The organism is Francisella sp. AG1, from assembly GCF_057683165.1.
In genome coordinates this window covers 2,010,192-2,035,356 of sequence record NZ_CM173135.1, presented here as the reverse complement: position 1 = coordinate 2,035,356, position 25,165 = coordinate 2,010,192, and the positions used below count along the sequence as shown (strand labels likewise).

Below are 25,165 nucleotides of genomic sequence, written 5' to 3'. Positions count from 1 at the left end.
TTTATAAATTCATTTTTCATAAGCTTTGTGAGCGCATCGTCAAGTTAACTGACCTTAATTCCATCTAGTGTATAATTATAAACAATTCATATTATTTTTCTTAATTATGCTTACTCAAAAGCCTAAAAGATATCGTTATCCAGCAGAAATTATCAGTTATGCAATATGGGTTTATCACAGGTTCAATACTAGCTATAGAGATGTAGAAGAAATGCTAAGATACAGAGGAATACTCGTCAGCTACGAAACAGTAAGGGCTTGGAGCAATAAGTTTGGTAAATCTTTTGCTTACGTAATCAAAAAGAAAGAGCCTAAACCTACAGATATAGTTAATCCGATAGTTATTTGACAATAATGTTATAATATTTAGAAAAAATGTCATCATATAGCCAAGATTTCAGAGATATCGTAATAACTAAATATAAAGAAGGCCTAACAGACAAAGAGCTAAGTAATTTTTTTAATATAGATATCCGTACTACTAGATCTTGGATAAACTTATACGAGACAACTGGTGATTATAAATCTAAGCAAGGCTTGGGTTGCGGTAGAGTAGCAACCTTTACAGATAAGGAAGCGATAGAAAGCTACTTAAGAACATATCCAGATGCAATGGCTTTAGATATTAGAGAAGCATTAGCTCCTGAAATACCTAGAAGCACATTTTATGATTGTCTTACCAGACTTGGTTTTAGTTTTAAAAAAAGACACCTAAATATAAGCAAAGAAAAGAACAAGATAGGCAAAGTTTTATAGAGGTTGTTGAGACTATTGAACCTAACAAACTTGTATATTTAGATGAAATGGGTATGGATAATAAACAGTCTGTACTAAGAGGATGGTCTCTTGTTGGTAAACCTAGCTATGGTGAAGTTATTGCTTATCAAACTCAGAGAAAAAGTATAGTTGCTGGTTATAACTATTTAGAAAAGAAGATTATAGCACCGCTAGAGTATACTGGATATACAGATACTCAAATTTTTAATCAGTGGTTTGAAGAGCATTTATGTCCTGAGTTAATTCCAAAGACTACTGTTGTTATGGATAATGCTAGTTTTCATAAATCTCCTAAATTGGCTAAAATAGCAGAGAAGTTTGATATACAGATACTATACCTTCCTGCTTATTCTCCTGATTTAAATCCTATAGAAAAAATTTGGGCCAATTTTAAAAGAATTTTAAGAAAAGTAAATAATTCTTTTGATAATTTATCTGATGCTATTACTCACGTCTTTAGCACAATATTATCAGATTAACTATAAATGGCATCTAGATGAGATGATCATTAAAATGAATGGGGTTAAGTTTATACTATGGAGAGCTGTAGACTCTAATGGTCATGAATTAGATGTATTCTTACAGAAACGTAAGAATAAAAAGGCTGCAATACGCTTTTTAACTAGATTATTGGGTTATTACCCGTCACCACGAGTGATTGTTACAGATAAACTCTATAGTTATACAACGCCAATAAAGTGCATGACCAAAGCTGATCACAGAAGACATAAGGGTTTAAATAATAGAGTAGAGAATGCACATCAACCTACACGTAGAAAGGAGGAAAGTCTGATAAAATTTAAATCACCTAGTGGACTTCAAAGGACAGTAATGTTAATGGGTAAAGTGAGAAATATATTTGCAGTACCAGTAGGTCGGTATTTGCATTCTAGGGCAACACAAAGAACTAAGTTTGATGAGGCTATGAATATATGGCAAGAAGCATCCAAAGAGGTTTACTGTTTCTAAAATTTAGTGGAAGTGCTTTTCTACACCACAATTAGTTATAGTTAATCTGATAATATTGTGCTAAAGACGTGAGTAATAGCATCAGATAAATTATCAAAAGAATTATTTACTTTTCTTAAAATTCTTTTAAAATTGGCCCAAATTTTTTCTATAGGATTTAAATCAGGAGAATAAGCAGGAAGGTATAGTATCTGTATATCAAACTTCTCTGCTATTTTAGCCAATTTAGGAGATTTATGAAAACTAGCATTATCCATAACAACAGTAGTCTTTGGAATTAACTCAGGACATAAATGCTCTTCAAACCACTGATTAAAAATTTGAGTATCTGTATATCCAGTATACTCTAGCGGTGCTATAATCTTCTTTTCTAAATAGTTATAACCAGCAACTATACTTTTTCTCTGAGTTTGATAAGCAATAACTTCACCATAGCTAGGTTTACCAACAAGAGACCATCCTCTTAGTACAGACTGTTTATTATCCATACCCATTTCATCTAAATATACAAGTTTGTTAGGTTCAATAGTCTCAACAACCTCTATAAAACTTTGCCTATCTTGTTCTTTTCTTTGCTTATATTTAGGTGTCTTTTTTTAAAACTAAAACCAAGTCTGTTAAGACAATCATAAAATGTGCTTCTAGGTATTTCAGGAGCTAATGCTTCTCTAATATCTAAAGCCATTGCATCTGGATATGTTCTTAAGTAGCTTTCTATCGCTTCCTTATCTGTAAAGGTTGCTACTCTACCGCAACCCAAGCCTTGCTTAGATTTATAATCACCAGTTGTCTCGTATAAGTTTATCCAAGATCTAGTAGTACGGATATCTATATTAAAAAAATTACTTAGCTCTTTGTCTGTTAGGCCTTCTTTATATTTAGTTATTACGATATCTCTGAAATCTTGGCTATATGATGACATTTTTTCTAAATATTATAACATTATTGTCAAATAACTATCGGATTAACTATAACTTAACGGTGTCAAAATAATATTAACCTCTCATTTTTATAAGCTATATCTGCTATAATTCATCTATCTTAAATTTTCAAAAATAATTTTCATGTCAGAAAAATATATATACTCAATGCATAGAGTTGGTAAGGTAGTACCTCCTAATAAATATATTCTTAAAGATATTTCATTATCTTTTTTTGATGGGGCAAAAATTGGTGTTCTTGGTCTAAATGGTTCTGGTAAGTCAACTCTTCTTAGAATTATGGCTGGTATTGATACAGAAATTATTGGTGAAGCAGGTCCACGTAAAGGTATAAAGATTGGATATTTACCGCAAGAGCCAAAGTTAGATCATACTAAAGATGTCAGAGGTAATGTTGAGGAGGCTTTGGCCGAATTAAAAAATATGATTACTCGTTTTGATGAGATTAGTATGAAATTTTGTGAGCCGATGTCAGATGATGAGATGGCTAAGCTTCTTGAAGAGCAAGGTGAACTGCAAAATGCTATTGATACAGCAGGAGCTTGGGAGATTGATCGTAAATTAGAAGTCGCCGCGGAAGCACTACGCTTACCTCCTTGGGATGCAGATGTAACTAAATTATCCGGAGGAGAAGCACGTCGTGTTGCTTTATGTAAACTACTTCTGTCTGCTCCAGATATTTTATTATTAGATGAACCTACTAACCATTTAGATGCAGAATCTGTAGCATGGCTTGAGAAGTTCCTTGCAGAGTATAAAGGTACTGTAGTGGCTATTACTCATGATAGATATTTCTTGGATAATGTTGCCGAGTGGATTTTAGAGCTTGATAGGGGTGAAGGTATACCATTTAAAGGGAATTACTCTGAGTGGTTAGAGCAGAAACAAAAACGTTTAGAAATGGAAGAAAAACGTGAATCTTCTCATCAAAGAGCACTTAAAGAAGAGCTTGAGTGGGTGCGTCAAAATGCTAAAGGCCGTCAAGCAAAATCAAAAGCAAGGTTAGCTAAGTTTGATGAATTAAGTTCGCAAGAATTTCAGAAGCGAAATGAAACGCAAGAATTATATATTCCACCTGGTGAGCGTTTAGGTAATAATGTCATCAAGGTAAAAGATTTAGTCAAATCATTTGATGATAAGCTATTAGTTGATGGACTTGAAATGAATGTTTATCCTGGTTCTATCGTGGGTATTATTGGTGCAAATGGAGCTGGTAAGTCAACTTTTTTTAAAATGTTAACAGATAAAGAAGCTCCAGATTCTGGTAATATTGAAATAGGAGAGACTGTAAATTTAGCTTATGTTGATCAGTCTCGAGATGCCTTGGATGATAATAAAACTGTATGGGAAGAAATAGCTGATGGTTTAGATGTAATTACAGTTGGCAAATTTACTATTCCATCACGCCAATATGTTGGGAGATTTAATTTTAAAGGAGCTGACCAGCAAAAATATATTTCTCAATTATCCGGCGGTGAAAGAAATCGTGTCCATCTTGCTAAACTACTTAGAAGTGGTGGTAATGTGATACTGCTGGATGAGCCTACAAATGATCTTGATGTGGAGACTTTGAGAGCACTTGAAGAAGCTATTTTAGCCTTTCCTGGTTGTATTATGGTTATTTCGCATGATAGATGGTTTTTGAATCGTATAGCTACGCATATGCTTGCTTTTGAGGGTAATAGTGAAGTAGTTTGGTTTGAAGGCAACTACGATGCTTATATCGAAGATAAAAAACGTCGTCTTGGTGATAAGTATGATGCTATTACTAAGATTAAATATAAGAAAATATCAGTTGGTTAATATTCATTTTAACTGATTATTTATCTCAATCATATTAAAGCTAGGGTCATAGAAAAAAGTTTGGTCCGTTTGCGTTTCTTTACTAAATTCTTCACCTATAATATTAATACCCAAAGATTTTAGTTTTTCTAAAAATTCTAGGTAATCTATATCTGTTAGGGCTATTGCAAAATGAGATTGAGCAGTTTGATTGATAGGGTCTATAAAAGGTCTAGTCATTGTTTCTGATAATATTAAATGTAAATAAAAATTCCCAGCTTTATACCATAAACCTTTAGATTTGAAATTTGGTCTTTTGATTTTTTCAAAGCCAAGAATATTTGAATAAAAATCTTCTGCGCTTGCTATATTGTTTATAATTAAAGCAATATGACTGAGTATGCTTCTATTTGAATAATTCATTTTGATATTAATTTTAAAAACTATATTTTTGATTATATACTATAGTTTTGACAGATTATAAAACTATAAAGAGGTCTTTATGAAAATACTTTTCTTTTCAGCAAAAAAATATGACAAAGATTACTTCAATGCTCAAAATAGAGAGCATATTTTAGAATTTAATGAATATGGATTAAATGAGCAAACAGCTGATTTTGCTAAAAGCTTTGATGCTGTTTGTATTTTTGTAAATGATATTTGTGATGCTAAAGTTATTGATAAGCTATATAGCCTTGGTATCAAGGCTATATTACTTAGATGTGCTGGTTTTAATAATGTTGATATCAAGCATGCGAAACAACTAGGCATTAAAGTTGCAAGAGTCCCTGCATACTCACCTTTTTCAGTTGCTGAACATGCACTAGCATTATTGCTATGCTTAAATCGTAAAATCCATAAAGCTTATAATAGAGTTAAAGAAGGAAATTTTAATATTGAGGGATTAGAAGGGTTTGATATTCATCAAAAAACAATTGGTATAATTGGTTTTGGTAATATAGGTCAAGCATTTGTTCAAATATGCTCTGGATTTGGTGGAAAAATACTTGCATATGATCCATATGCTAATAGACTTAATGCCCCAAGCTATATAAGCTTTGTCGATGATAAAAATGAACTTTTTGAGCAAGCAGATGTTATAAGTCTTCATTGTCCTCTTAATGAAGATACTAAGTATATAATAGATGAAAAAGCATTAGGGTTTATTAAATCATCAGCATTTATTATAAATACTAGTAGAGGAGCTTTGGTAGATACTCAGGCTATTATCAAGGCTTTGAAGTCTAAGTCTATATCAGGACTTGCAATTGATGTGTATGAATATGAGAAAGATTTGTTTTTCAAAGACATGTCAAGTGAGATTATAAATGATGATGCTTTTGAAAGGCTTTTAACATTTCCAAATGTATTGGTAACAGCACATCAAGCATTTTTAACAAAAGAAGCATTATCAGGTATAGCTGATACTACATTAAATAATGCCTTGAATATTCAAGATAATAAATCTAGTGATAATTTTATTTAGTTAGTCGCTATAAAATTCCTAAAGAATATGTATTTTAGTATAGAATCGCATTGTATAGTTATATTGCTTCATAAAGTTAAGAATATTAGTATAGATGATTGATCAAAATGAACTTTTAGCTTTAGGTATTGCTCTAACAAGGACTATTAGGGAAAGGATTAAATATAGTGCTAATATCAAGAGCTTTTTCCCAGATAAAAAAACTGCTTTATATAGAAGTTTGGATAAAAAATTGAGTAACCTTAGAGATCAAGGGCACATCAGTTTTAGCGATAGAGCGCAAGCAGCTTTAGCTGCAGGGTGTGGTAATTGTGGAGAGTTAGCATGTTGTATTATGTTCTTGGCAAGTATTTTACCTCAGATGTTTGATCAAGAAATTTATATTTCTTTAATACATTTTGATACCGATCATTGCTTAGTTATGCTGCATCAATCTGAGGATCTATCAACTCAAGATATAGAATACAAAAAAATAATAGATTTATGGGAAATAAAAGACTTAGATAATGCTGTGATTATAGATCCTTGGATTTATAAAGCAGTTAAGCTATTGAATTTTGTAGAATTATATAAACAAGCTAAATCTTATGAAGTAGAAAATTTTTATAAATCGGGAATACAACTTAATTTTAGAGAATGCTATTCAAGCATGTCTCAATTAAATAATAATTATTTTCAAGATTATACTCAAATTATAGATAGATGTTTAGATATTTATGATGAGCGTTTATATAAGCAGGAAGAAAGACGCAATTCCATTGAAGGAGAAAGAAGAAGACTAAGTGAAATTCAGTATCATAATAGCATTAGATATTCTTTTGAAGAAAGTATTGAATCTTTTAAAGAGGTAGAAAGAAATCACTTAGATGATTTAATCAAGTTTTTTGAAAGGTTACGCGAGAGTGCTTCAAGTTGGTATAATACAGGCCTTAGAAGTAATAGAAAAGAAAAATGTATTGACAACGCTATTGAAGCTTTAGGTAGATACCATGAGTATGGCTATCTACCTAATGAATTTGGTATGAAAGAATTGTTTTATGTGGTATTACGGGTAGCTCCACTCGTTCGAGGTAAAAGTCTTAGAGATAATATATGTGCTCACAATGTACAAATGACTAAAACAGCAAAAGCTTTATTTGACTATAGAGTAGTTCCCGTAAGAGCGTATTCTTTTGAAGATATAGATGGCTTATCTCTTGATTTTATTAGAACTATTAGAGATGAACCTTTGATGCAACGTCAAAAGTATATTTCTTTACTTAATAATCTGTATGTATATAATCGCCTTTCGTTTGATATTGAAGGAGATAATCTATTATTATCACTATATGATAAACGCTTTAAGGTAGCTTGTTATGCCGATATTAAAGAATCGATACGCTATATTAAATATCAGGATAGATTAATATTCTAATTACTTTATTCTAGCTATAATATTATCTTTTAAAACTAGCTTATGGTATAACGCAGCTGTTATATGCATAACTACTAATATTAATAAGATAGTTGCAAAAATATAGTGATAACTAAAAATTTCTTCGCCAAGAGGCATGTTTGTTTCAAATATCTTTGGAAAAGGAGTGATAAAAAATATTTTCCATGGGTAGTTCATAAGCATTGCACCAAGAAGGCCAGAAGCTGTCATACCTAGGGCCGATATATACATTCCTATATGAACAGCTTTGGCTAGTATAAGCTGTACTAATGGTAAAGGCGGATCATATTTAGGTTTGAAGCTAAAAATTCTTGTAATAATTAATCCCAATATTACAAAAAATGTAATCAAGCCAAAGGATTTATGCAAAACAATAACCCATTTAAAGTTTAATACATCATAAGCAAACCCAAATCCAAATATAAGTTGAATAATAATTAAAAAAGCTAACGATGCATGTAGTATTCTTATCGATAAATTATATTTCATAGGTTTAATATATGTATTAATGTATTTTGATTTTTATAGTATTCTAGCAAAAAAAAGAAATTATTTACTAGATTTTTTTGAAGTTAGCTAGAAATTTAATGACGGTAGTTATTCACTTCACGATATAACTGTCTTGCTGCTACTTGATGATCGTCATGATTCTGATGGCCTGAGCTAAATAAGTCTTGATAGTCATTTAGGTCAAAATTATCTTGTAGATTAAGATTATCAAAACGACCTCTTAAATCGCCTTTTGCCTCTCTATTAAGCTCAACTCTTTGCTCCTCATGGTCTTGACGATAACGATTAAGTCGATCAAGTTTTACTTTATTTAATGATGATACTTTTTTAATCATCCGATATTGTTGGCGATCATGTTGTTGAAGTGCTTCTTGTAAGAAATCAGGCAAAATACCTGTTAAGTTTTTAGTACCGTAGGCATATAGTGCTGTCATTGCTGAAATTGACATAGCAGAGCCTGAGAAAAAACAATGTACAAAAATATCAGCAAATAATTGTTTGTGTCGTCTGTTTTCCAAATCAGGACAATAGCTATATTGCTCAATGTAGATAAGTAGAGCATCGGTAAAAACAACAATCATACCTTCACGATCTTTCCCAGATTTACAGCTTGAATGAACAATACCTCCACATAGAGAAATAATTAAAGTTTCATAAGCAGCGCGTTGTAGCATAACACGTCGATTAACAAATGTCATATGCATCAGATGAGAATATATATTAAGCATTGCTGCAATCATGGCACAGCGTTTAATTTCAGGAGATTCATAACTTAAACTATTATTTATAAAAACAGAATAACGGCTTCTAGAGTATAATAAACTTAAAACCGCATGTTTTATTTGAGCTTTATTTCCTTGGTAGTTATCAAGCACCATATATAGATAGTTTGAAAATGCAAGTACGACATATTTTAACTCTTGGATATTAGCACCACCTTTACCAAAAACTCGATGATCAGTAACAAAATTAGCAACTGCGCCAAATTTTTTCTTATTTCTATTTAATGAGTGATTTGTTGGAATTAGTAGTAAGTTATTTCTTTGGAAACCATCTAGGTAATGTTGGCGCATTGCCTGTTTATTCACTCTAGGTAAAACTATTTCGATCGCCTCATTTTTTTGTTTCACCATCTCACGTTCAGGGCCTAACAAATTTACTAAAGTTTGGAACAGTACTGGTCTAGGTAGACTATATTCAGAGTAATTATAATTTGCGTCTGTTAAAGCACTATTTTGATCTAATTGTTCATAATGCTCATTAGCTTTAATTAGAAAGCTATATATTAGTTTAACTGTTTGATTAACGACCTCATTATTATTAGCTATTTTATTTAGCTGATAAGGCACAATAATAGAGCTGCGATAGCGAGGAGTTGGCAGCATTAAATCATATTGGTTCGTATTAAATAATTCATAAGCAAAAAAATTACTTATATCTTGATAACGATCTAGTGAACTACGATATTCCTTTATTGATATTGCTCCCTGCACATAGGTAGTATCAAATAATTGAAATTCTTCACTAATGAGAACGGATTGGTCTCTTAAAACATTTCTTATACTATTTGTTGAAGCAAGAGCTTCGGTATTATAAGTATATTTTGTTAGGGTATTATCTCTACCTATTAAATCCTCTAGGTTATGATTAACACAATTATAGCGTAAAGCTTTAATTTGAGAATATTTTTCATCAATATTATCAGATTAACTATATAACCCATCTCACTAATATTTTCACGACCTAAATATAACATAATATTTTACTTATAATTACAATTAATATTATCTATTCTAGATTAGATAATATTAATTTTAGTATGATTCCGTAGCAAAAGATTTTATTTTTTGAGTTTGCACAATTCATTTATCTTTATTAAGTTTTTAGATAATAAGAAATATCTAAAAGAATAGTTTAAACAATATGAGTACAAATCATGTAATCATTCATAACACTGGTTTGTCTGCATTTTATTGTCTATAGTGTATAGAAATAAGAAAATTATAGATAAATTTCAAGATATTTGAAATCAGTGGTCAATATTTACAATTGTATATTGTCATCAAAAATTTAAAGAAAATTACTATTAATGGATCATACCACCGGTATAACCAACAAGAACTTTTTTGCTGTCAGCTAAATGCATGGTATCTGATACAGTTACAGAAATGAGACCTTCCTTGAAAGCATTATGAAGCTCAAACTTTCCGTTACCTGTTACTGTACAAGTTGCAGTACAAGCCAAAGATTCAACTTGACAACTATAAACTTATACTATCATTACTAGGAGCATTTCTTAATATAGCATCAGCATTGAAAAAGCCACCTTGCTCATGGGCATAAGATCTTAGTCCTCTACTAGGCCAACTAATAGTAAGGATTTTTTGTTCACTTGTTAATTGACAGTGTATATAGTATCAAAGCTACCACTTACACTTTAGGTTACTGTCTTTGCATCTACACTAGATTGAAAAAAACCTATAACATTTTAAGAGGGCTAGATGTCTGATTGATTGTTGTAGAGAATCCTTGTGTTAATGACCCAAATAGGGTCAATACAATGGCAAGTAGTTTTTGTTTATTATATTTAAATTTTAAGTTTATCCTTTAATTAAATTAATAGTTTAGATTATTAATATGCATACTATATACATATACTTGCATAAGTAAATTATTTATTGATATTAATAAAATTTTTTTGGAATAAAATTTCTAGGTTTTTTTAAAGTTATATTGTCTTAGATTTATTGTTAGAATCCTTAACTAATACATATGATTTTTAATTTTTTATATATAATATAGTTATATAGTAGATTTTTAATAACTTTATTGTAGAGGTAAGTTTGAATCAAGATCAGATACAGAGATTCTGCTTGATGAGCTGGAATTCTTATAAAATAGATCATAAAGACCCTAAAATTTTTAAGTCATATATTAGAAATATTTATTCTAAGCATAAGATTGATATATTTTGCTTGCAGGAGGCTGTTTATCACCAAGGTACAATGTTTCCAGTAGATAATTTTGATATAAATTTTGCTTCTAATATTATACTTCGTTCACATAATTATGGAGTTGCAACAGTAAGTCATTATCCTGTTATCAAAAATGTTAAAATCCTTACGACGCATCGTGAATCAGTTATAAATACACATAAAGCTTCATTAATAACACACTTTAATATAAATAATACAAAAATTGTTGTGGTAAATATTCACGCTATTAATTTTAAGAGCAATAAAGTATATGAGTATGAGTTTGAAAAAATAAAAGAATATATAAGCCCTAAAGAATATAAATACCCAATAGTAATAGCTGGAGACTTTAATACTTGGAATAGAAAACGTATTAAATTAATTAAAGATTTTTGCAGAGAATTCAATTTCAAAGTTGCTTATTTAGAAGAGGCAAATTTGATCAAGTCATTTCAAAATAATCATTTAGATTTTATATTATATAGAGGTTTAAAGCTTGGAAGAGCTTGTGCTTTAGATTGTCAAAAAATTTCAGATCATAATCCAATTATTGCGGATTTTTCTTTATAGATTAGCCACCAAAAGCTTTGGTTTTATTATTTATAATGTCATAGCACATATCTGTTAATTCTACTACAGAAAAATTATTTGGATCAATAGCTTTTTCAAAAGACATACGGGCTATACCAGGTTTTATGATATCACCTTTTTTGCGCCCAAAGTAGGCTCCAAAATTATGTGCAACTGGAATTATTGGAACACCTGTCACTTTTGCTAATTTCATAGCAGAACGGTGAAATTTGGGGTATTCTCCAACCGTAACTCTAGTGCCTTCAGGAAATATAATGATACTAAGGTTTTTATTTATGACCCTATCTTTACCATCTTTAATGACTTTTTTAATGGCTGATAGTCCTTTGTTTCTATCTATACCTATTGCTTCTGCAAACTGATTTGTTTTACCAAAAATAGGTTTTTCTAAAAGCTCTTGTTTCATTACATAGCAACATTTGCGTACTAATCCATAAAACACAAAAGTTTCGAGCATTGATTGATGTTTTGATATATATATACAAGGATAGTCAGGTATATTTTCTTTACCATCTATTTTTACATAAATTTGTAGCAGTATGAGTGATCCTAATCTATATAAGCATGACCAGATCCAACATACAAAAAGTCTAACTTTTAGCGATGCTCCTAATACGCCGACCGTATTCATTAAAATACAACAAAAAAGTAATACAAAATAAGCATATATTTTGAAGGCTTGCATTCTAGCTACTAGCAGTAGATGAATAATTTTTTTCATCCTTTAAAAATCCTTTTTATTTAACCTTTAAATCCTTTTGTTTTTTCAGTTATTATTTCATGACAATATTTTGTTAGACCTTTTGAATCAAAATCGTTCGGAGCTATTCTTTTACCAAAGTCCATCCTTGCTATACCAGGTTTTATAACATCGCCCCATTTTTTAGGGAAGAATCTTCCAAAATTATGGGCTACAGGGATGATGAATACATTAGCATCAGAAGCTAATTTCATAGCTGAACGTTGAAATTCTGGATATTCTCCAACCTCTACTCGAGTGCCCTCGGGGAATATTACAACATTTATACCATCAGCTAAGCTTTGTTTGCCGTCTGTAACAACTTTTTTTAAAGATTCTCTTGGTTTATCTCTATCAATAGCTATGCTGCCTAGATTTTTCATTGCAGGGCCAAAAATAGGTGCTTCAAAAAGCTCTTTTTTCATAATAAAATGGCATTTACCAACAAAGCCATAAAACATAAAGGTTTCAAGCATAGACTGATGTTTTGATACATATATAGAAGGATAGTCTTTGTCTATATTTACCTTTCCTGTTACTCGGATATAGACCTGTAAAAAAACTAACATACCGAGCCAGTAAAGGTATGTCCAGACAAAACAAACAGCCATTCTCCAAGCCAAAGGTAACCTCAAGAAGGTGAAAATATTTATAAGGATACAACATCCGCCAATCACAGCATAAGAATAAAGATGAAACGCTGTCATTCGTACCCACATCAGAATATTCCAAATCTTTTTAAGAAAAGATTTCATCAAATAGTCTCCATACAATTTTGTTAAAAAATAGTTTTATATAAAACTAACGCCTCATAAATTAAGGCCTGATTTTTTATCTACACTATTATACACTTTTTAGGTAAATCTGCCGATAAAAAAATAAATAAAATGAAGGAAGAAAGGGAATGAAGCTATTTTTCTAGATATTTTAATTTATCAGGTACAGATGCCCAATTATCTGCATCTTCACAGGGGTCACACTTTTCAACTATATTAGGCCAGATGTTTGATAACTCTCTGTTAATATCGAGCATCTGCTCTTGATTTTCTGTTAAGTCATCGCTAGATTTGATAGCATCGGCAGGGCATTCTGGTTCACATAGTGCGCAGTCTATGCATTCATCAGGGTTGATTACCAACATGTTTGGACCTTCATAGAAGCAATCTACGGGGCAGACCTCAACGCAATCACCATATTTACATTTGATACAATTTTCAGTAACTACAAACGGCATTTTATAAATCCTTTCGTTTTTGCTTTACTTTATAAATAAACTCACAAATTATAACATAGATAATAAAAAGGTAAATATTATTCGTTTTGTATTGATATATACTTATCTTAGCTTCAAAGTTAGAAATGTTGGTAAACTAATGGTACTATAAGCGTAAAAGCTATATTAATTTTAAGAAGAAATGAAAGTAGAATTTGATCCAAAAAAACTTATTGCAGCTACGACTATATCAGTAGCAATTTTATTTTTTGCAACCTATCTTGTATCTGTAGCTGATGGCCATAATACACTTTGTAATCCATTTATTTCAGGCTGCTCTGACATTACTCATGCAGGTTTTTCATCTTATGAAAAATATATGTTAAAAGCAGTTTTGATACCTACAGCAACACTTATGGCGGTTATATTCTTTTTTATACAGCAATGGCTTGTAGAAATAAGTGATCATAAAAAATCTGTAGTCAAACAAGGAAAAGTAATGCTTTTTTTAGCTATTGTGGGTTGTATAGGTTTGGTAATTGGTACGGCAGTGATAGATGGTCAATCAACCTTGATGACAGTTCACCTAAAAAGTGTTGCAATATTTTTTGTATTAATGAGTATTTGTCAGGTTTGGTATACAATTATAGAGTATAAATATTCTGATAAAGTAAATAAATTTCCTCTAGTATTACGTAGGATAGCTATCGTAATTACAGCGGCCTTTGCTATTTGGTCGGTATTTATGGATCAAACAACAATAAATCACAATATAGTAGAATGGTGGGGAGTTTATGCTTTAATTTTTTGGTTTTGGACTTTTTCTATTACCAAAAAATCTTAATTATAAGAATCGCTATAAATCAATACAAAGTTGCTGTGAAATTTTCTATATTTATCCGTAATTTATGTATTTAAATTTATCTCTCAATCCGCTTTATTCAAAGTATAAAAACTGCCATAAAATCAACCTAAAGTTGCTATAAAATTTTCTAAAATGTTCGCGAGTGCAGAATTAATGGATGATGTTGTTTATGCCAAAGAATTTGATTTAAATAAAGAACAACTACATCATGCCATAGTTGAAGGTTTTCAAACTAAGTCAACTAGCTTAGATTCAAGTAATACTACAGCAAATGATTATGAAAAAATTAATAATGGTAATATTGAGTGGTTTCAGTTTGATTCAACAATGACTAAGATAGAGCGTTACTATCATGATGAGACAAATTCTAATCCAGCAAAACAAGGAACAAATTCTAGACCTAGTAGTGGTATGGTTAAAGAGGTAATTGATCCAAAAGATTATCATGGAGAGCCAGGTAAATTTACAGCGATGTATGGCTCAACTCATCCTGAGTCAAATATCAGCAATTCTGGAGTCATTCAGACAACATCAATGATTTTAACTATGACTCATAATAATAAATGTTTTTGTATTTTACATCATCAGGTTGGTCATGAAGATAATGGTAGAATTGTTATTGATAAAGATGAAACACATATGGTTGATATAGCGGCTTTAATTAAAGATCAATATGGATCACCATGGAATGTAACTCATCAGAATGTAGCAGAATATAAAGATATCAATGGCCAAGTATACTATTATTTATCTTATACAGAGCCAAAGAAACATGGGTTTTTAATTATTACCTACAACATAAATGGAGAGATAATTTTAATCCAAGATTATATGACAGAAACCAATAATCATAATAAGTATATTTATGGGGATAATGTATCAAATAATCAATTAAATCAAACTTTACTTGATATTACGCTAAGTTGGTCAAATTCAATTATAGAGGATGGGCATATTACTATTTATACCACTAATAGAGCTGGAAATCCTCCTTCTACTTTCACCTCAAATGAAAAAAATGATCATCAAGAATTGTATGCTACCAAAATTATAAATATTACTAATATACAGCAAGAAAGTTTTAATGGCATAAAGAGTTGGTGTTATTCTATAGGAAATAGTAAGTTACTCAGTTTAGGAGAAATAGACTTAACTTGGCCAGAAAACGATCCTGTTATGACTGCTTGTCATCAGCATGATTATCTAATTAAATTCAATGATATCTCTAGCACTAATATTAATACTGACCTATGGAATGTGCAAAAACAAAAGCTTTGTTTAACTAATGATGGCAAGGTAGTAAGTTTAGATTTTAAAACTAATACTAATCCTAATATGCCTCAACCTCAGTATGGATTAACATCTAAAATATCAACATCTAAGGATTCATATAAAGAAAAAATAATGCCATTTTTATCACAAATAGCTAAGATTCCAATAATTAACATGTCTATAGCAAAAAATCGAGTTGGCTTTAGCAGTATATTTTTACATGATAATACAGGCAATCTGTGGATTTCTCGCCAATCTGGACTTTATACTGATGGTACTACAGAACAAAAAACCTCAGATCCATATGGTATTGAGCCTGTATTTGAAGCAATAAATGGCGTACAAACGCCTATTTTTACAAAAGCGACTTGTTTAGGCAACTTTGATATGGTCTATGTACCAGATAGGTTTACTGAGGATTCAGAATATGCTTATATTAAAAATGATCAAGTATATCTTGCACATAATACATATATCACAAAAACTTGGGTTAGTGATAAGCTTGAGATTTATGATAATGCTCCAATAGCTAAGCCAACGGAGTCTAAGGGCAAATTTTATCATCTCAATATAGTGCCAGAGGATGTTAATGGCCAACCAACAGCATTAAGTGATAGTCAATATATCGAGATTAGAGCACCATATCCAATGACTATAATAGATATGAGTACACATACTAGTTATCGTAGTGATCGCTATAGTCCTATCTATTTTAAAATTAAGTCAGCAACAGGTAAGCTTAATCTAGCGATTCAGGCCAAGGATATCGGCTGCTATGTATATGCAAGGTTTTTAGATATAAATAGCTCACAAACAGCAACTTGGCAAAATTTCAATTTATCTGCATTTGCCCATCAGAGGTTATCAAAGTTACCATTATCACAAGTACAAAGTGCTAATTTACCATATAAATCATATATATCTAAAGCAAAATCAGAGGCCGATAAACAAGTAAGTAGTTATTATCAAGCATTAGGTCAACATCTAACTACCACAGATACTTCAGCTGAACTTACAATACAGTCATTGGGTTCTGATGATGATCCATTAGCGCATATTTCTATGGGTAATTCCCAAGCAGCAGGTATTGAAGTTAATATTACAGACTCATCGGTTACTACACAGCCAGTAGCTAGTTCAACTAGTATGATGCCAGAGAATATTTTTGATACTATTGGTCATGCTGTATCAGATGCTTGTCACTGGATTGAGCATCATATTATTGATCCTGTTGAGAAAGCCATTCAAACTGCAGTCAAATTTGTTGATAATACGATACATTTAGCGTTTGAAGGTATGGAAAGTATGTTTGATGCATTAGGTTTGAGTGTTATATCGCAAGGACTTAAATGTTTGGACCAGATCTGTCAAACAGCTTTAAATACTTTAGGTAGCTTACTAACGCTTCCTTTAAAAATACTGGATATATCATTAGAGCTTATATAGTTAATCTGATAATATTGTGCTAAAGACGTGAGTAATAGCATCAGATAAATTATCAAAAGAATTATTTACTTTTCTTAAAATTCTTTTAAAATTGGCCCAAATTTTTTCTATAGGATTTAAATCAGGAGAATAAGCAGGAAGGTATAGTATCTGTATATCAAACTTCTCTGCTATTTTAGCCAATTTAGGAGACTTATGAAAACTAGCATTATCCATAACAACAGTAGTCTTTGGAATTAACTCAGGACATAAATGCTCTTCAAACCACTGATTAAAAATTTGAGTATCTGTATATCCAGTATACTCTAGCGGTGCTATAATCTTCTTTTCTAAATAGTTATAACCAGCAACTATACTTTTTCTCTGAGTTTGATAAGCAATAACTTCACCATAGCTAGGTTTACCAACAAGAGACCATCCTCTTAGTACAGACTGTTTATTATCCATACCCATTTCATCTAAATATACAAGTTTGTTAGGTTCAATAGTCTCAACAACCTCTATAAAACTTTGCCTATCTTGTTCTTTTCTTTGCTTATATTTAGGTGTCTTTTTTTAAAACTAAAACCAAGTCTGTTAAGACAATCATAAAATGTGCTTCTAGGTATTTCAGGAGCTAATGCTTCTCTAATATTTAAAGCCATTGCATCTGGATATGTTCTTAAGTAGCTTTCTATCGCTTCCTTATCTGTAAAGGTTGCTACTCTACCGCAACCCAAGCCTTGCTTAGATTTATAATCACCAGTTGTCTCGTATAAGTTTATCCAAGATCTAGTAGTACGGATATCTATATTAAAAAAATTACTTAGCTCTTTGTCTGTTAGGCCTTCTTTATATTTAGTTATTACGATATCTCTGAAATCTTGGCTATATGATGACATTTTTTCTAAATATTATAACATTATTGTCAAATAACTATCGGATTAACTATATTATCTAATCCTATTTTGCCCCAGAAATAATAACCTTGGAATAATCCATGATGCTTTACCATAAAATAGTTTTTCTCAGAGATATATGGTTGTAATAGTTTAAGCTGCGAATTTGCCATGATTATAAGGGGCTAGCACGTCTCTGATATCATGTATCAAACTACATATTCATCATCCATTCCATCTTTAAAAGCGCATGTTGCTGTCTGAAGATAGCGATCATACCTATCAATAGAAAATCCTGCAAAGTCATTTTTTAGTAATTCTAAGCTAGATATGACATGATCAATTACATGATTAGCCACTTTTTCTTGTTCTTTGGCGATAGCTTTAAGCTCCGCTGATGTAGCATCTTTTAAATTTGTAAATGACATAAGGCAAATTCCTTTATCGGTAATGCTAAGTATAAGCCTAGTATAAAAAATAAAGTTAAATAGATTTTGAATGTTTAGAGATTTATTAGTATGGTAAATTTTCTTTTGAAGAGATGCTTTTTTCTGTTATGAAATAAATAAAAGCCGATGCTAATATTAGAGTGCCTATTATTACAATACCAACCCATCCAAAAGATACAAAAATCCATGATCCTAAGGCTGAGGTTATAGATCCTCCTAGAAAAAAAGTAGCCATATAAATACCATTAATACGACTTCTAAGCTTAGGATTAAGTAGAAAGATTTCTCTTTGGCCTAGTACTAAGTTTAATGCTGTAGCAAAATCAATTAATATTGCAGCTGCTGTCAAAATTAAAATAGATATGGTTGATCCAGATTGGCAGAGTAATGTAACAACAAAAGAAACTATAGCTATAGTTATTGCATAGATAGTTCCTTTTTTAACTTTGTTTTGATCGGCCATACGTCCAGCTAATGGTGCTGCAATTACACCAGCAACACCAGCTAATGCAAACAGTGCAACACCTTGATGGTTAAAATTAAATATAGGGCTTAGTAACAATAAGGGAGATGCTGTCCAGAACAAACTAAAACAACCAAACATTGCAGCCTGATATATAGCTCTTCTACGGAGAGTGGGTTCATTAATTATGATAGATTTCATAGATTTCAGAATATCTAAATATTTGAGAGAACTTTTTGGCTGTCGCTTTGGCAGCTTTATTAATATAACTATAGCTAGCAAAAGCATTAATACAGCAGATAAAATATAAACAGTCTGCCAAGGGAAAAATTCACTTATAAAACTTGAAATAGGTCGTGATAGCATAATACCAAGCATTAAACCGCTCATTACATTACCTACAACTCGACCTCTTACTGTATCTGGTACTAAATGAGATACATAAGGAACTATTACTTGTACTGCAACTGCACTTAATCCTAGTAGCAAGGAAGTAATTAGAAAAAGAAAAGAAGAGGAAGTCATTGTTATGCTAATTGTTACTATGATTGAAAGTAATATAAGAGAAATAATTAACATTTTATTTTCATACTTATCAGCAAGGGGAACTATAAATAATAGTCCTATCCCATAGCCTAGTTGAGTTATAGTAACTATAAAGCCCGAATCCTTTAGTGGCATATTTAGAGTTTGGCTTATTGTTAAGATAATAGTTTGAGAGTAGTAAATGTTTGCTACAATTATTCCACATGCAATAGCTAGTAAAAATATTAAGGCCTTTGATATATTTTGTGTATTATTCATTATTTTACTGAAGAAGGATTATTATTGTTTAGAGAAGACTATATATTTTTTAAGTTAGTATCAACAAAGAAATTTTTATTTAGAGAAAACGATATTATTATTGCTATCCACATCTACGATAATTGTTTCTTCAGCCTTAAATTCACCGTCTAAAATTTTAAGAGCTAGAGGATTCTCTAAATTATTTTGGATAGCACGTTTGAGTGGTCTAGCTCCAAATATAGGGTCAAATCCAGCATCTGCTAGTTTAGCCATAGCTTCCGCTGTGATTTCTAAACCTATGTGCAGATCCGTCAAACGCTTCTCTAAACGCTTGATTTGAATCTTAGCAATTGAAGCTATCATTTTTTTATCTAATGGTTCAAATACTACAGTATCATCAATCCTATTAATAAACTCAGGTCTAAAGTGACTTAGTACCATTTCCATTACAGCAGATTTTACTGCTTTATAATCTTGATCTTGCATTTCCTGTATCTTATGTGAGCCAAGGTTAGATGTCATCACGATTACAGTATTTTTAAAGTCTACAGTTCTACCTTGACCATCAGTTAGGCGACCATCATCGAGCACTTGTAATAGCACGTTAAATACATCTGCATGAGCTTTTTCAACCTCATCAAGTAATATTACAGAGTAAGGTTTTCTTCTAACATGCTCTGTTAGATAGCCACCTTGTTCATAACCAACATATCCAGGAGGAGCACCAATCAATCTGGCGACAGAATGTTTTTCCATAAACTCTGACATATCTATTCTAAGCATTGCATTCTCGTCATCAAATAAAAATTCAGCTAAAGCTTTCGTAAGTTCAGTTTTACCAACACCTGTTGGACCTAAAAACATAAATGATCCAATTGGCTTATTAGGATCAGATAAGCCAGAACGAGATCGCCTAACAGCATCAGAAACAGCTTTTATTGCTTGATCCTGACCAATTACTCTTTTATGCAAAAAGCCTTCCATATTTAGAAGTTTATCTTTTTCACCTTCCATCATTTTAGATACTGGTATGCCTGTAGCTTTTGAAACCACATCAGCAATTTCATTCTCTGTAACAGATGTCCTTACTAATTTATTATCAGTAGGCTCAGCTTCAGTTTCCTCTATTTGCTTAATCTGAGTTTCTAATTCAGGAATTACACCATATTGTAATTCAGACATTTTTGTAAGGTCACCAATTCTTTGGCATTTTTCAAGTTCAAACTTTGCCTTCTCAAGCTTTTCTTTTAGCTTACTAGCACCTTGCATCTTAAGCTTTTCAGCTTTCCATAGCTCTTCAAAACCCTTATATTCAGATTCTAAACCTTTAATCTCTTCTTCAAGGATTTTTAGACGTTTTTTAGTTGCATCATCTTTTTCTTTCTTTAATTGTTCTCGTTGCATTTTAAGCTGTATAATTCTACGGTACAAGGTCTCCATAGCTTCTGGTTTGGAGTCAATTTCCATACGAATCAAACTTGCAGCTTCATCAACTAGATCTATAGCTTTATCTGGTAATTGTCTATCTGTTATATATCTATGAGATAAAGTTGCAGCACTTACAATGGCTGAGTCAGTAATATTTACACCGTGATGGAGTTCATACCTTTCTTTTAAGCCTCTTAATATAGCTATAGTGTCTTCAACCGTAGGCTCATCTACCAATACTTTTTGGAATCTTCTCTCTAATGCAGAATCTTTTTCAATATATTCACGATACTCATTTAAAGTCGTTGCACCTACGCACTTTAGCTCTCCTCTTGCTAAAGCTGGCTTAAGCATATTTCCAGCATCCATAGAGCCTTCAGATTTCCCAGCGCCAACCATAGTATGTAATTCATCTATAAATAAGATGACATTCCCTTCCTGTTTTGATAACTCTTTTAAAACAGATTTTAAACGCTCTTCAAAATCACCTCTAAATTTAGCTCCTGCTAATAAGGCCCCCATATCTAGTGATAATACTTTTTTGCCTTTAACACCTTCAGGAACTTCATTGTTAATAATTCTCTGAGCTAATCCTTCTACAATAGCTGTCTTACCAACACCTGGTTCACCTATTAGTACGGGATTATTTTTTGTCCTTCTTTGTAGTACCTGTATAGTTCTACGGATCTCACTATCTCTGCCAATAATAGGATCAATTTTTCCTTTCTTAGCTAAGTCTGTTAAATCAACAGTATATTTATCTAGGGCACCTTTTATATCTTCTTGATTTTGACTACTCACTTTTTCTCCCCCTCGATAATCATTTACTGCGTTTATTATTTTCTCTTTGGTAATTCCGAATTTATTATATAAATTAATTAAACTTTTATCCTCTACAGATGCCAACAAGAAAATTTCACTTGAGATAAATTCATCATCATTTTTCTTTGCTAGGCTTTGCATTGTTTGTAAAGTTTTTATTAAATCTCTTGCTGGGCCGATTTGAGGATTAGTCTCACCAGTTAGTATAGCTACATCATTCACTAGATCATTTACAGTTTTTATAAATTCTTTGGTATTAACTCCACAGACACTTAAAATAGATATTACTACACTATCGTTTTGTTCTAATAAAGCTTTTAATAAATGTGCGGATGTAAATTCAGTAGCTTTTTGCTGGAATGCATAAGATTGGGCTTCAGCAATAGCTTCTTGTAATTTCGTAGTAAATTTATTTATATCCATTTTTCCCCTAAACTATAGTTTCTTACTTATATACTTAAGGACAAGAGATTATTTTTCAAGTAATAAAATTATATAAATTTAGTATGAAAAAATATATTTTAGTTGCAGCTATTGTTAGCTGTTGTTATTATTGTCACAATTTAAAGCTAAAAACACATATTAAAATGTATAACTTTTTAATAGAAGGTATAGTTTTGTGCATATCGGCTCTTCCATGTTTTTTCGGTAAAAGCACGCAGCAATTATTTTTAGGTGGTAGTGTATCTATAATCTCTTTTTTGTTTTGTTTTGTTTATTTCATTTGCCTTTCTTTGCTATTTTTATTAGTGTTTTTTCCATACTGTATATGTCTAAAAAAAATAATATGGAAAATTATAAAAAACTGCTGGAGAAAGCTCGTTTCTAAATTAAAAATAATAGAAATATTATTGTTATATGTCGACTTTATTTATTTGTTTAAGTAGCATTAGTTTATTAACTACTTAATTTCAATATTGTGAAACTCAATTTTTTTTTAAGTTTTATAATTTTTTGTACTGTTATTTGTGCAGCTGCAGGCAACACTAAGCAAAAGGTGTTTATTTTTGGTGATAGCCTAAGTGATTCTGGCTATGCAAATAATTTTCATAATATTGATGAGAGTTGGCCATTACTGTCAAAACACCCATTAGTAATTAAGCAAGCAACTTATACTAGTCCTGATAAACATGCTACTGTGTGGCCACAGTTTTTAGCTTCTATGAATATAGGTGAATATATAAGTGTAGCTAATAATATATCTACACCACCGCAAAACATAAATAAATCAGTTACTCCAATACTTAACGGCGATAATTATGCAGCAGGAGGAGCTACAACAATTTGTGAAGGCTTAGGAAAACATGGTGAGTATATACCACCGCCTATTGGACCATTAAGGAAGCATGAAAAATGTCCAAAAAACCAAGTTGGCATACAAAAATATAACCAGATTGATAGTTATCTAAAGCAATATAGCAATAAAGCCGACCCTGATGCTATTTATATAATTTGGGGTGGTGCGAATAATGCCTTTTTAGAGCTTAATTATCTTTTAAAAAATGAATCTATATTAAATAAAATAACTTTGCTAATAAAATATTTGATAACAGATGATATTGAGCCTGTAAGAGCAATACAAAAGATGAAAAATGCAGCTAGAGATATTGCTTATGATTCTGAATACTTAATAATGCATGGGGCAAAAGCTAGCAATATTTATATAATAAATTTGCCAAATTTACGCATTATTCCAGAGGCAACCAATAATGGTAAAGAGTTTAATAGTCTTAAAACCAAGCTGTTTGGATCATTGTCTGTAGCATTTAATAATGAGTTAGAAAATAATATTTTACCATCTAAAGTAAATATTGTTGATGCAGAAAAGTTTTTTTCAAAGATTGTAGAAAACAAATGTATAAAAGTTCAAAATAAACAATATTTTTTCTCAAATGTAACCCAATCAGCATGTAATTCTGATGGTCCTAATGCTTTGACGTGCATCCCACTAAGCCATAAAAATAGTGGTAAATATTTATTTGAAGACTTGGTTCATCCGACTAGTTATGCCCATAGAGCTCTTGCTATCTATATAGAGAGTATAATTGAAAATAATTCACAAAAAGTAAATCTTAGTTGTGGCTAATACTATAAGAAATTAGCAGAATGAAATTTGATTATAATAATCCTTTTTTACCCATATGGGTTACTAAGCTTTTTAGGGCTCGAGCTACTGATCTATTAAATTCCACCTGAGAAAGCGCGCTTGGAGAGTTTGCATTTACCAATGATCCCATATGGACATTTGCTATATTTTTAACAAGTTCATCATTTATTTCAACATCATCAAAAAGTGAGGATAGACCTGCAAACTCATTATCAGGATCAGCTAGCTTCATATACTTGATTTTTAGATCATCACTTGTTTTTGATGTGGATATTTGATCATATAGTTAATCCGATAGTTATTTGACAATAATGTTATAATATTTAGAAAAAATGTCATCATATAGCCAAGATTTCAGAGATATCGTAATAACTAAATATAAAGAAGGCCTAACAGACAAAGAGCTAAGTAATTTTTTTAATATAGATATCCGTACTACTAGATCTTGGATAAACTTATACGAGACAACTGGTGATTATAAATCTAAGCAAGGCTTGGGTTGCGGTAGAGTAGCAACCTTTACAGATAAGGAAGCGATAGAAAGCTACTTAAGAACATATCCAGATGCAATGGCTTTAGATATTAGAGAAGCATTAGCTCCTGAAATACCTAGAAGCACATTTTATGATTGTCTTAACAGACTTGGTTTTAGTTTTAAAAAAAGACACCTAAATATAAGCAAAGAAAAGAACAAGATAGGCAAAGTTTTATAGAGGTTGTTGAGACTATTGAACCTAACAAACTTGTATATTTAGATGAAATGGGTATGGATAATAAACAGTCTGTACTAAGAGGATGGTCTCTTGTTGGTAAACCTAGCTATGGTGAAGTTATTGCTTATCAAACTCAGAGAAAAAGTATAGTTGCTGGTTATAACTATTTAGAAAAGAAGATTATAGCACCGCTAGAGTATACTGGATATACAGATACTCAAATTTTTAATCAGTGGTTTGAAGAGCATTTATGTCCTGAGTTAATTCCAAAGACTACTGTTGTTATGGATAATGCTAGTTTTCATAAGTCTCCTAAATTGGCTAAAATAGCAGAGAAGTTTGATATACAGATACTATACCTTCCTGCTTATTCTCCTGATTTAAATCCTATAGAAAAAATTTGGGCCAATTTTAAAAGAATTTTAAGAAAAGTAAATAATTCTTTTGATAATTTATCTGATGCTATTACTCACGTCTTTAGCACAATATTATCAGATTAACTATAATACATGGTTATC

Annotated in this window: 23 protein-coding genes; 11 read left to right on the top strand and 12 right to left on the bottom strand. The window is 31.2% G+C overall.

The annotated features are described in order from the left end of the window. The first annotated feature begins 106 nt into the window (after window positions 1–106). From ACR0PV_RS10625 to ACR0PV_RS10615, 3 genes are all read left to right on the top strand, one after another. Entirely contained in the window at window positions 107–349 is a 243-nt protein-coding gene (locus ACR0PV_RS10625) for a hypothetical protein (protein ID WP_488173011.1), read from the top strand. A gap of 26 nt (window positions 350–375) precedes the next feature. Then, window positions 376–1,256, top strand: a protein-coding gene (locus ACR0PV_RS10620) for an IS630 family transposase (RefSeq protein WP_488172194.1) whose coding sequence is annotated in 2 segments (ribosomal slippage) — window positions 376–700 and window positions 700–1,256 — 882 coding nt in all. Because the reading frame shifts where the segments join, the coding sequence is not laid out codon by codon here. Further along, window positions 1,216–1,746: an IS6 family transposase gene (locus ACR0PV_RS10615; protein ID WP_488173010.1), complete on the top strand. Its 531-nt coding sequence runs from the start codon at window positions 1,216–1,218 to the stop codon at window positions 1,744–1,746. The genes ACR0PV_RS10620 and ACR0PV_RS10615 overlap by 41 nt, the downstream gene beginning before the upstream one ends. A 41-nt stretch (window positions 1,747–1,787) precedes the next feature. Here the strand turns inward: ACR0PV_RS10615 and ACR0PV_RS10610 are convergent. Next, window positions 1,788–2,668, bottom strand: a protein-coding gene (locus ACR0PV_RS10610; protein ID WP_488172591.1) for an IS630 family transposase whose coding sequence is annotated in 2 segments (ribosomal slippage) — window positions 1,788–2,344 and window positions 2,344–2,668 — 882 coding nt in all. Because the reading frame shifts where the segments join, the coding sequence is not laid out codon by codon here. 142 nt (window positions 2,669–2,810) lie between these two features. Between ACR0PV_RS10610 and ettA the strand changes: the two genes are divergently transcribed. Beyond that, the gene (gene ettA / locus ACR0PV_RS10605) at window positions 2,811–4,490 is read left to right on the top strand and encodes an energy-dependent translational throttle protein EttA (protein ID WP_488173009.1); all 1,680 of its coding nucleotides are present in this window, start codon (window positions 2,811–2,813) and stop codon (window positions 4,488–4,490) included. A 3-nt stretch (window positions 4,491–4,493) separates the two neighbouring features. Here ettA and ACR0PV_RS10600 read toward each other — a convergent pair whose 3' ends face one another. Next, the gene (locus tag ACR0PV_RS10600) at window positions 4,494–4,892 is read right to left on the bottom strand and encodes a VOC family protein (RefSeq protein ID WP_488173008.1); all 399 of its coding nucleotides are present in this window, start codon (window positions 4,890–4,892) and stop codon (window positions 4,494–4,496) included. Between the two features lie 79 nt (window positions 4,893–4,971). On the opposite strand from ACR0PV_RS10600, the gene ACR0PV_RS10595 reads away from it, so the two are divergent. Next, a complete protein-coding gene (locus ACR0PV_RS10595) occupies window positions 4,972–5,955 on the top strand; it encodes a 2-hydroxyacid dehydrogenase (RefSeq protein WP_488173007.1) in 984 nt (327 codons plus the stop codon). Window positions 5,956–6,049: 94 nt separating this feature from the next. Next, window positions 6,050–7,369, top strand: a complete 1,320-nt coding sequence (locus ACR0PV_RS10590; RefSeq protein ID WP_488173006.1) for a hypothetical protein — start codon at window positions 6,050–6,052, stop codon at window positions 7,367–7,369. On the opposite strand, the gene ACR0PV_RS10585 is transcribed toward ACR0PV_RS10590, so the two are convergent. Beyond that, a complete protein-coding gene (locus tag ACR0PV_RS10585; RefSeq protein ID WP_488173005.1) occupies window positions 7,370–7,879 on the bottom strand; it encodes a cytochrome b in 510 nt (169 codons plus the stop codon). Window positions 7,880–7,974: 95 nt separating this feature from the next. After that, window positions 7,975–9,393, bottom strand: coding sequence for a hypothetical protein (locus ACR0PV_RS10580; RefSeq protein ID WP_488173004.1), 1,419 nt, complete (start codon window positions 9,391–9,393; stop codon window positions 7,975–7,977). Window positions 9,394–10,728: 1,335 nt separating this feature from the next. On the opposite strand from ACR0PV_RS10580, the gene ACR0PV_RS10575 reads away from it, so the two are divergent. Continuing rightward, the gene (locus ACR0PV_RS10575) at window positions 10,729–11,445 is read left to right on the top strand and encodes an endonuclease/exonuclease/phosphatase family protein (protein ID WP_488174003.1); all 717 of its coding nucleotides are present in this window, start codon (window positions 10,729–10,731) and stop codon (window positions 11,443–11,445) included. Between the two features lies 1 nt (window position 11,446). Here the strand turns inward: ACR0PV_RS10575 and ACR0PV_RS10570 are convergent, their stop codons facing one another. From ACR0PV_RS10570 to fdxA, 3 genes are all read right to left on the bottom strand, one after another. Then, entirely contained in the window at window positions 11,447–12,187 is a 741-nt protein-coding gene (locus tag ACR0PV_RS10570; protein WP_488173003.1) for a lysophospholipid acyltransferase family protein, read from the bottom strand. A gap of 20 nt (window positions 12,188–12,207) precedes the next feature. Then, window positions 12,208–12,960: a lysophospholipid acyltransferase family protein gene (locus ACR0PV_RS10565; RefSeq protein WP_488173002.1), complete on the bottom strand. Its 753-nt coding sequence runs from the start codon at window positions 12,958–12,960 to the stop codon at window positions 12,208–12,210. 155 nt (window positions 12,961–13,115) lie between these two features. After that, entirely contained in the window at window positions 13,116–13,439 is a 324-nt protein-coding gene (fdxA, locus tag ACR0PV_RS10560; RefSeq protein ID WP_488173001.1) for a ferredoxin FdxA, read from the bottom strand. Window positions 13,440–13,620: 181 nt separating this feature from the next. On the opposite strand from fdxA, the gene ACR0PV_RS10555 reads away from it, so the two are divergent. Further along, window positions 13,621–14,262: a Frag1/DRAM/Sfk1 family protein gene (locus ACR0PV_RS10555; protein ID WP_488173000.1), complete on the top strand. Its 642-nt coding sequence runs from the start codon at window positions 13,621–13,623 to the stop codon at window positions 14,260–14,262. Between the two features lie 153 nt (window positions 14,263–14,415). Further along, on the top strand, window positions 14,416–17,001 hold the full coding sequence (locus tag ACR0PV_RS10550; protein WP_488172999.1) for a hypothetical protein: 2,586 nt from the start codon (window positions 14,416–14,418) through the stop codon (window positions 16,999–17,001). On the opposite strand, the gene ACR0PV_RS10545 is transcribed toward ACR0PV_RS10550, so the two are convergent. From ACR0PV_RS10545 to clpB, 4 genes are all read right to left on the bottom strand, one after another. Next, window positions 17,002–17,882 (bottom strand): IS630 family transposase gene (locus tag ACR0PV_RS10545; RefSeq protein ID WP_488172987.1). Its coding sequence is split into 2 segments (ribosomal slippage): window positions 17,002–17,558 and window positions 17,558–17,882, totalling 882 coding nucleotides; the frame shifts between segments, so codons are not numbered across the junction. It abuts the gene before it with no gap. Window positions 17,883–18,088: 206 nt separating this feature from the next. Further along, the gene (locus tag ACR0PV_RS10540) at window positions 18,089–18,307 is read right to left on the bottom strand and encodes a hypothetical protein (protein WP_488172998.1); all 219 of its coding nucleotides are present in this window, start codon (window positions 18,305–18,307) and stop codon (window positions 18,089–18,091) included. An 85-nt stretch (window positions 18,308–18,392) separates the two neighbouring features. Next, window positions 18,393–19,595 (bottom strand): MFS transporter, encoded by a 1,203-nt coding sequence (locus ACR0PV_RS10535; RefSeq protein WP_488172997.1) that lies wholly within the window; start codon window positions 19,593–19,595, stop codon window positions 18,393–18,395. 75 nt (window positions 19,596–19,670) lie between these two features. Continuing rightward, entirely contained in the window at window positions 19,671–22,250 is a 2,580-nt protein-coding gene (gene clpB, locus ACR0PV_RS10530) for an ATP-dependent chaperone ClpB (RefSeq protein WP_488172996.1), read from the bottom strand. Window positions 22,251–22,746: 496 nt separating this feature from the next. On the opposite strand from clpB, the gene ACR0PV_RS10525 reads away from it, so the two are divergent. Further along, a complete protein-coding gene (locus ACR0PV_RS10525; protein ID WP_488172995.1) occupies window positions 22,747–23,913 on the top strand; it encodes an SGNH/GDSL hydrolase family protein in 1,167 nt (388 codons plus the stop codon). A gap of 31 nt (window positions 23,914–23,944) precedes the next feature. On the opposite strand, the gene ACR0PV_RS10520 is transcribed toward ACR0PV_RS10525, so the two are convergent. Continuing rightward, complete coding sequence (locus ACR0PV_RS10520; RefSeq protein WP_488172994.1) at window positions 23,945–24,166, bottom strand: hypothetical protein; 222 nt, start codon at window positions 24,164–24,166, stop codon at window positions 23,945–23,947. Window positions 24,167–24,266: 100 nt separating this feature from the next. Between ACR0PV_RS10520 and ACR0PV_RS10515 the strand changes: the two genes are divergently transcribed. Continuing rightward, window positions 24,267–25,147 (top strand): IS630 family transposase gene (locus tag ACR0PV_RS10515; RefSeq protein ID WP_488172591.1). Its coding sequence is split into 2 segments (ribosomal slippage): window positions 24,267–24,591 and window positions 24,591–25,147, totalling 882 coding nucleotides; the frame shifts between segments, so codons are not numbered across the junction. Window positions 25,148–25,165: the final 18 nt, after the last annotated feature.

Excerpts from the sequence above, each read along its gene's own strand:
- ACR0PV_RS10625 (WP_488173011.1), top strand. The coding sequence starts at position 107 with ATGCTTACTCAAAAGCCTAAAAGATATCGTTATCCAGCAGAAATTATC.
- ACR0PV_RS10615 (WP_488173010.1), top strand. The coding sequence starts at position 1,216 with ATGCTATTACTCACGTCTTTAGCACAATATTATCAGATTAACTATAAA.
- ettA (WP_488173009.1), top strand. The coding sequence starts at position 2,811 with ATGTCAGAAAAATATATATACTCAATGCATAGAGTTGGTAAGGTAGTA.
- ACR0PV_RS10600 (WP_488173008.1), bottom strand. The coding sequence starts at position 4,892 with ATGAATTATTCAAATAGAAGCATACTCAGTCATATTGCTTTAATTATA.
- ACR0PV_RS10595 (WP_488173007.1), top strand. The coding sequence starts at position 4,972 with ATGAAAATACTTTTCTTTTCAGCAAAAAAATATGACAAAGATTACTTC.
- ACR0PV_RS10590 (WP_488173006.1), top strand. The coding sequence starts at position 6,050 with ATGATTGATCAAAATGAACTTTTAGCTTTAGGTATTGCTCTAACAAGG.
- ACR0PV_RS10585 (WP_488173005.1), bottom strand. The coding sequence starts at position 7,879 with ATGAAATATAATTTATCGATAAGAATACTACATGCATCGTTAGCTTTT.
- ACR0PV_RS10570 (WP_488173003.1), bottom strand. The coding sequence starts at position 12,187 with ATGAAAAAAATTATTCATCTACTGCTAGTAGCTAGAATGCAAGCCTTC.
- ACR0PV_RS10565 (WP_488173002.1), bottom strand. The coding sequence starts at position 12,960 with ATGAAATCTTTTCTTAAAAAGATTTGGAATATTCTGATGTGGGTACGA.
- fdxA (WP_488173001.1), bottom strand. The coding sequence starts at position 13,439 with ATGCCGTTTGTAGTTACTGAAAATTGTATCAAATGTAAATATGGTGAT.
- ACR0PV_RS10555 (WP_488173000.1), top strand. The coding sequence starts at position 13,621 with ATGAAAGTAGAATTTGATCCAAAAAAACTTATTGCAGCTACGACTATA.
- ACR0PV_RS10550 (WP_488172999.1), top strand. The coding sequence starts at position 14,416 with ATGTTCGCGAGTGCAGAATTAATGGATGATGTTGTTTATGCCAAAGAA.
- ACR0PV_RS10540 (WP_488172998.1), bottom strand. The coding sequence starts at position 18,307 with ATGTCATTTACAAATTTAAAAGATGCTACATCAGCGGAGCTTAAAGCT.
- ACR0PV_RS10535 (WP_488172997.1), bottom strand. The coding sequence starts at position 19,595 with ATGAATAATACACAAAATATATCAAAGGCCTTAATATTTTTACTAGCT.
- clpB (WP_488172996.1), bottom strand. The coding sequence starts at position 22,250 with ATGGATATAAATAAATTTACTACGAAATTACAAGAAGCTATTGCTGAA.
- ACR0PV_RS10520 (WP_488172994.1), bottom strand. The coding sequence starts at position 24,166 with ATGAAGCTAGCTGATCCTGATAATGAGTTTGCAGGTCTATCCTCACTT.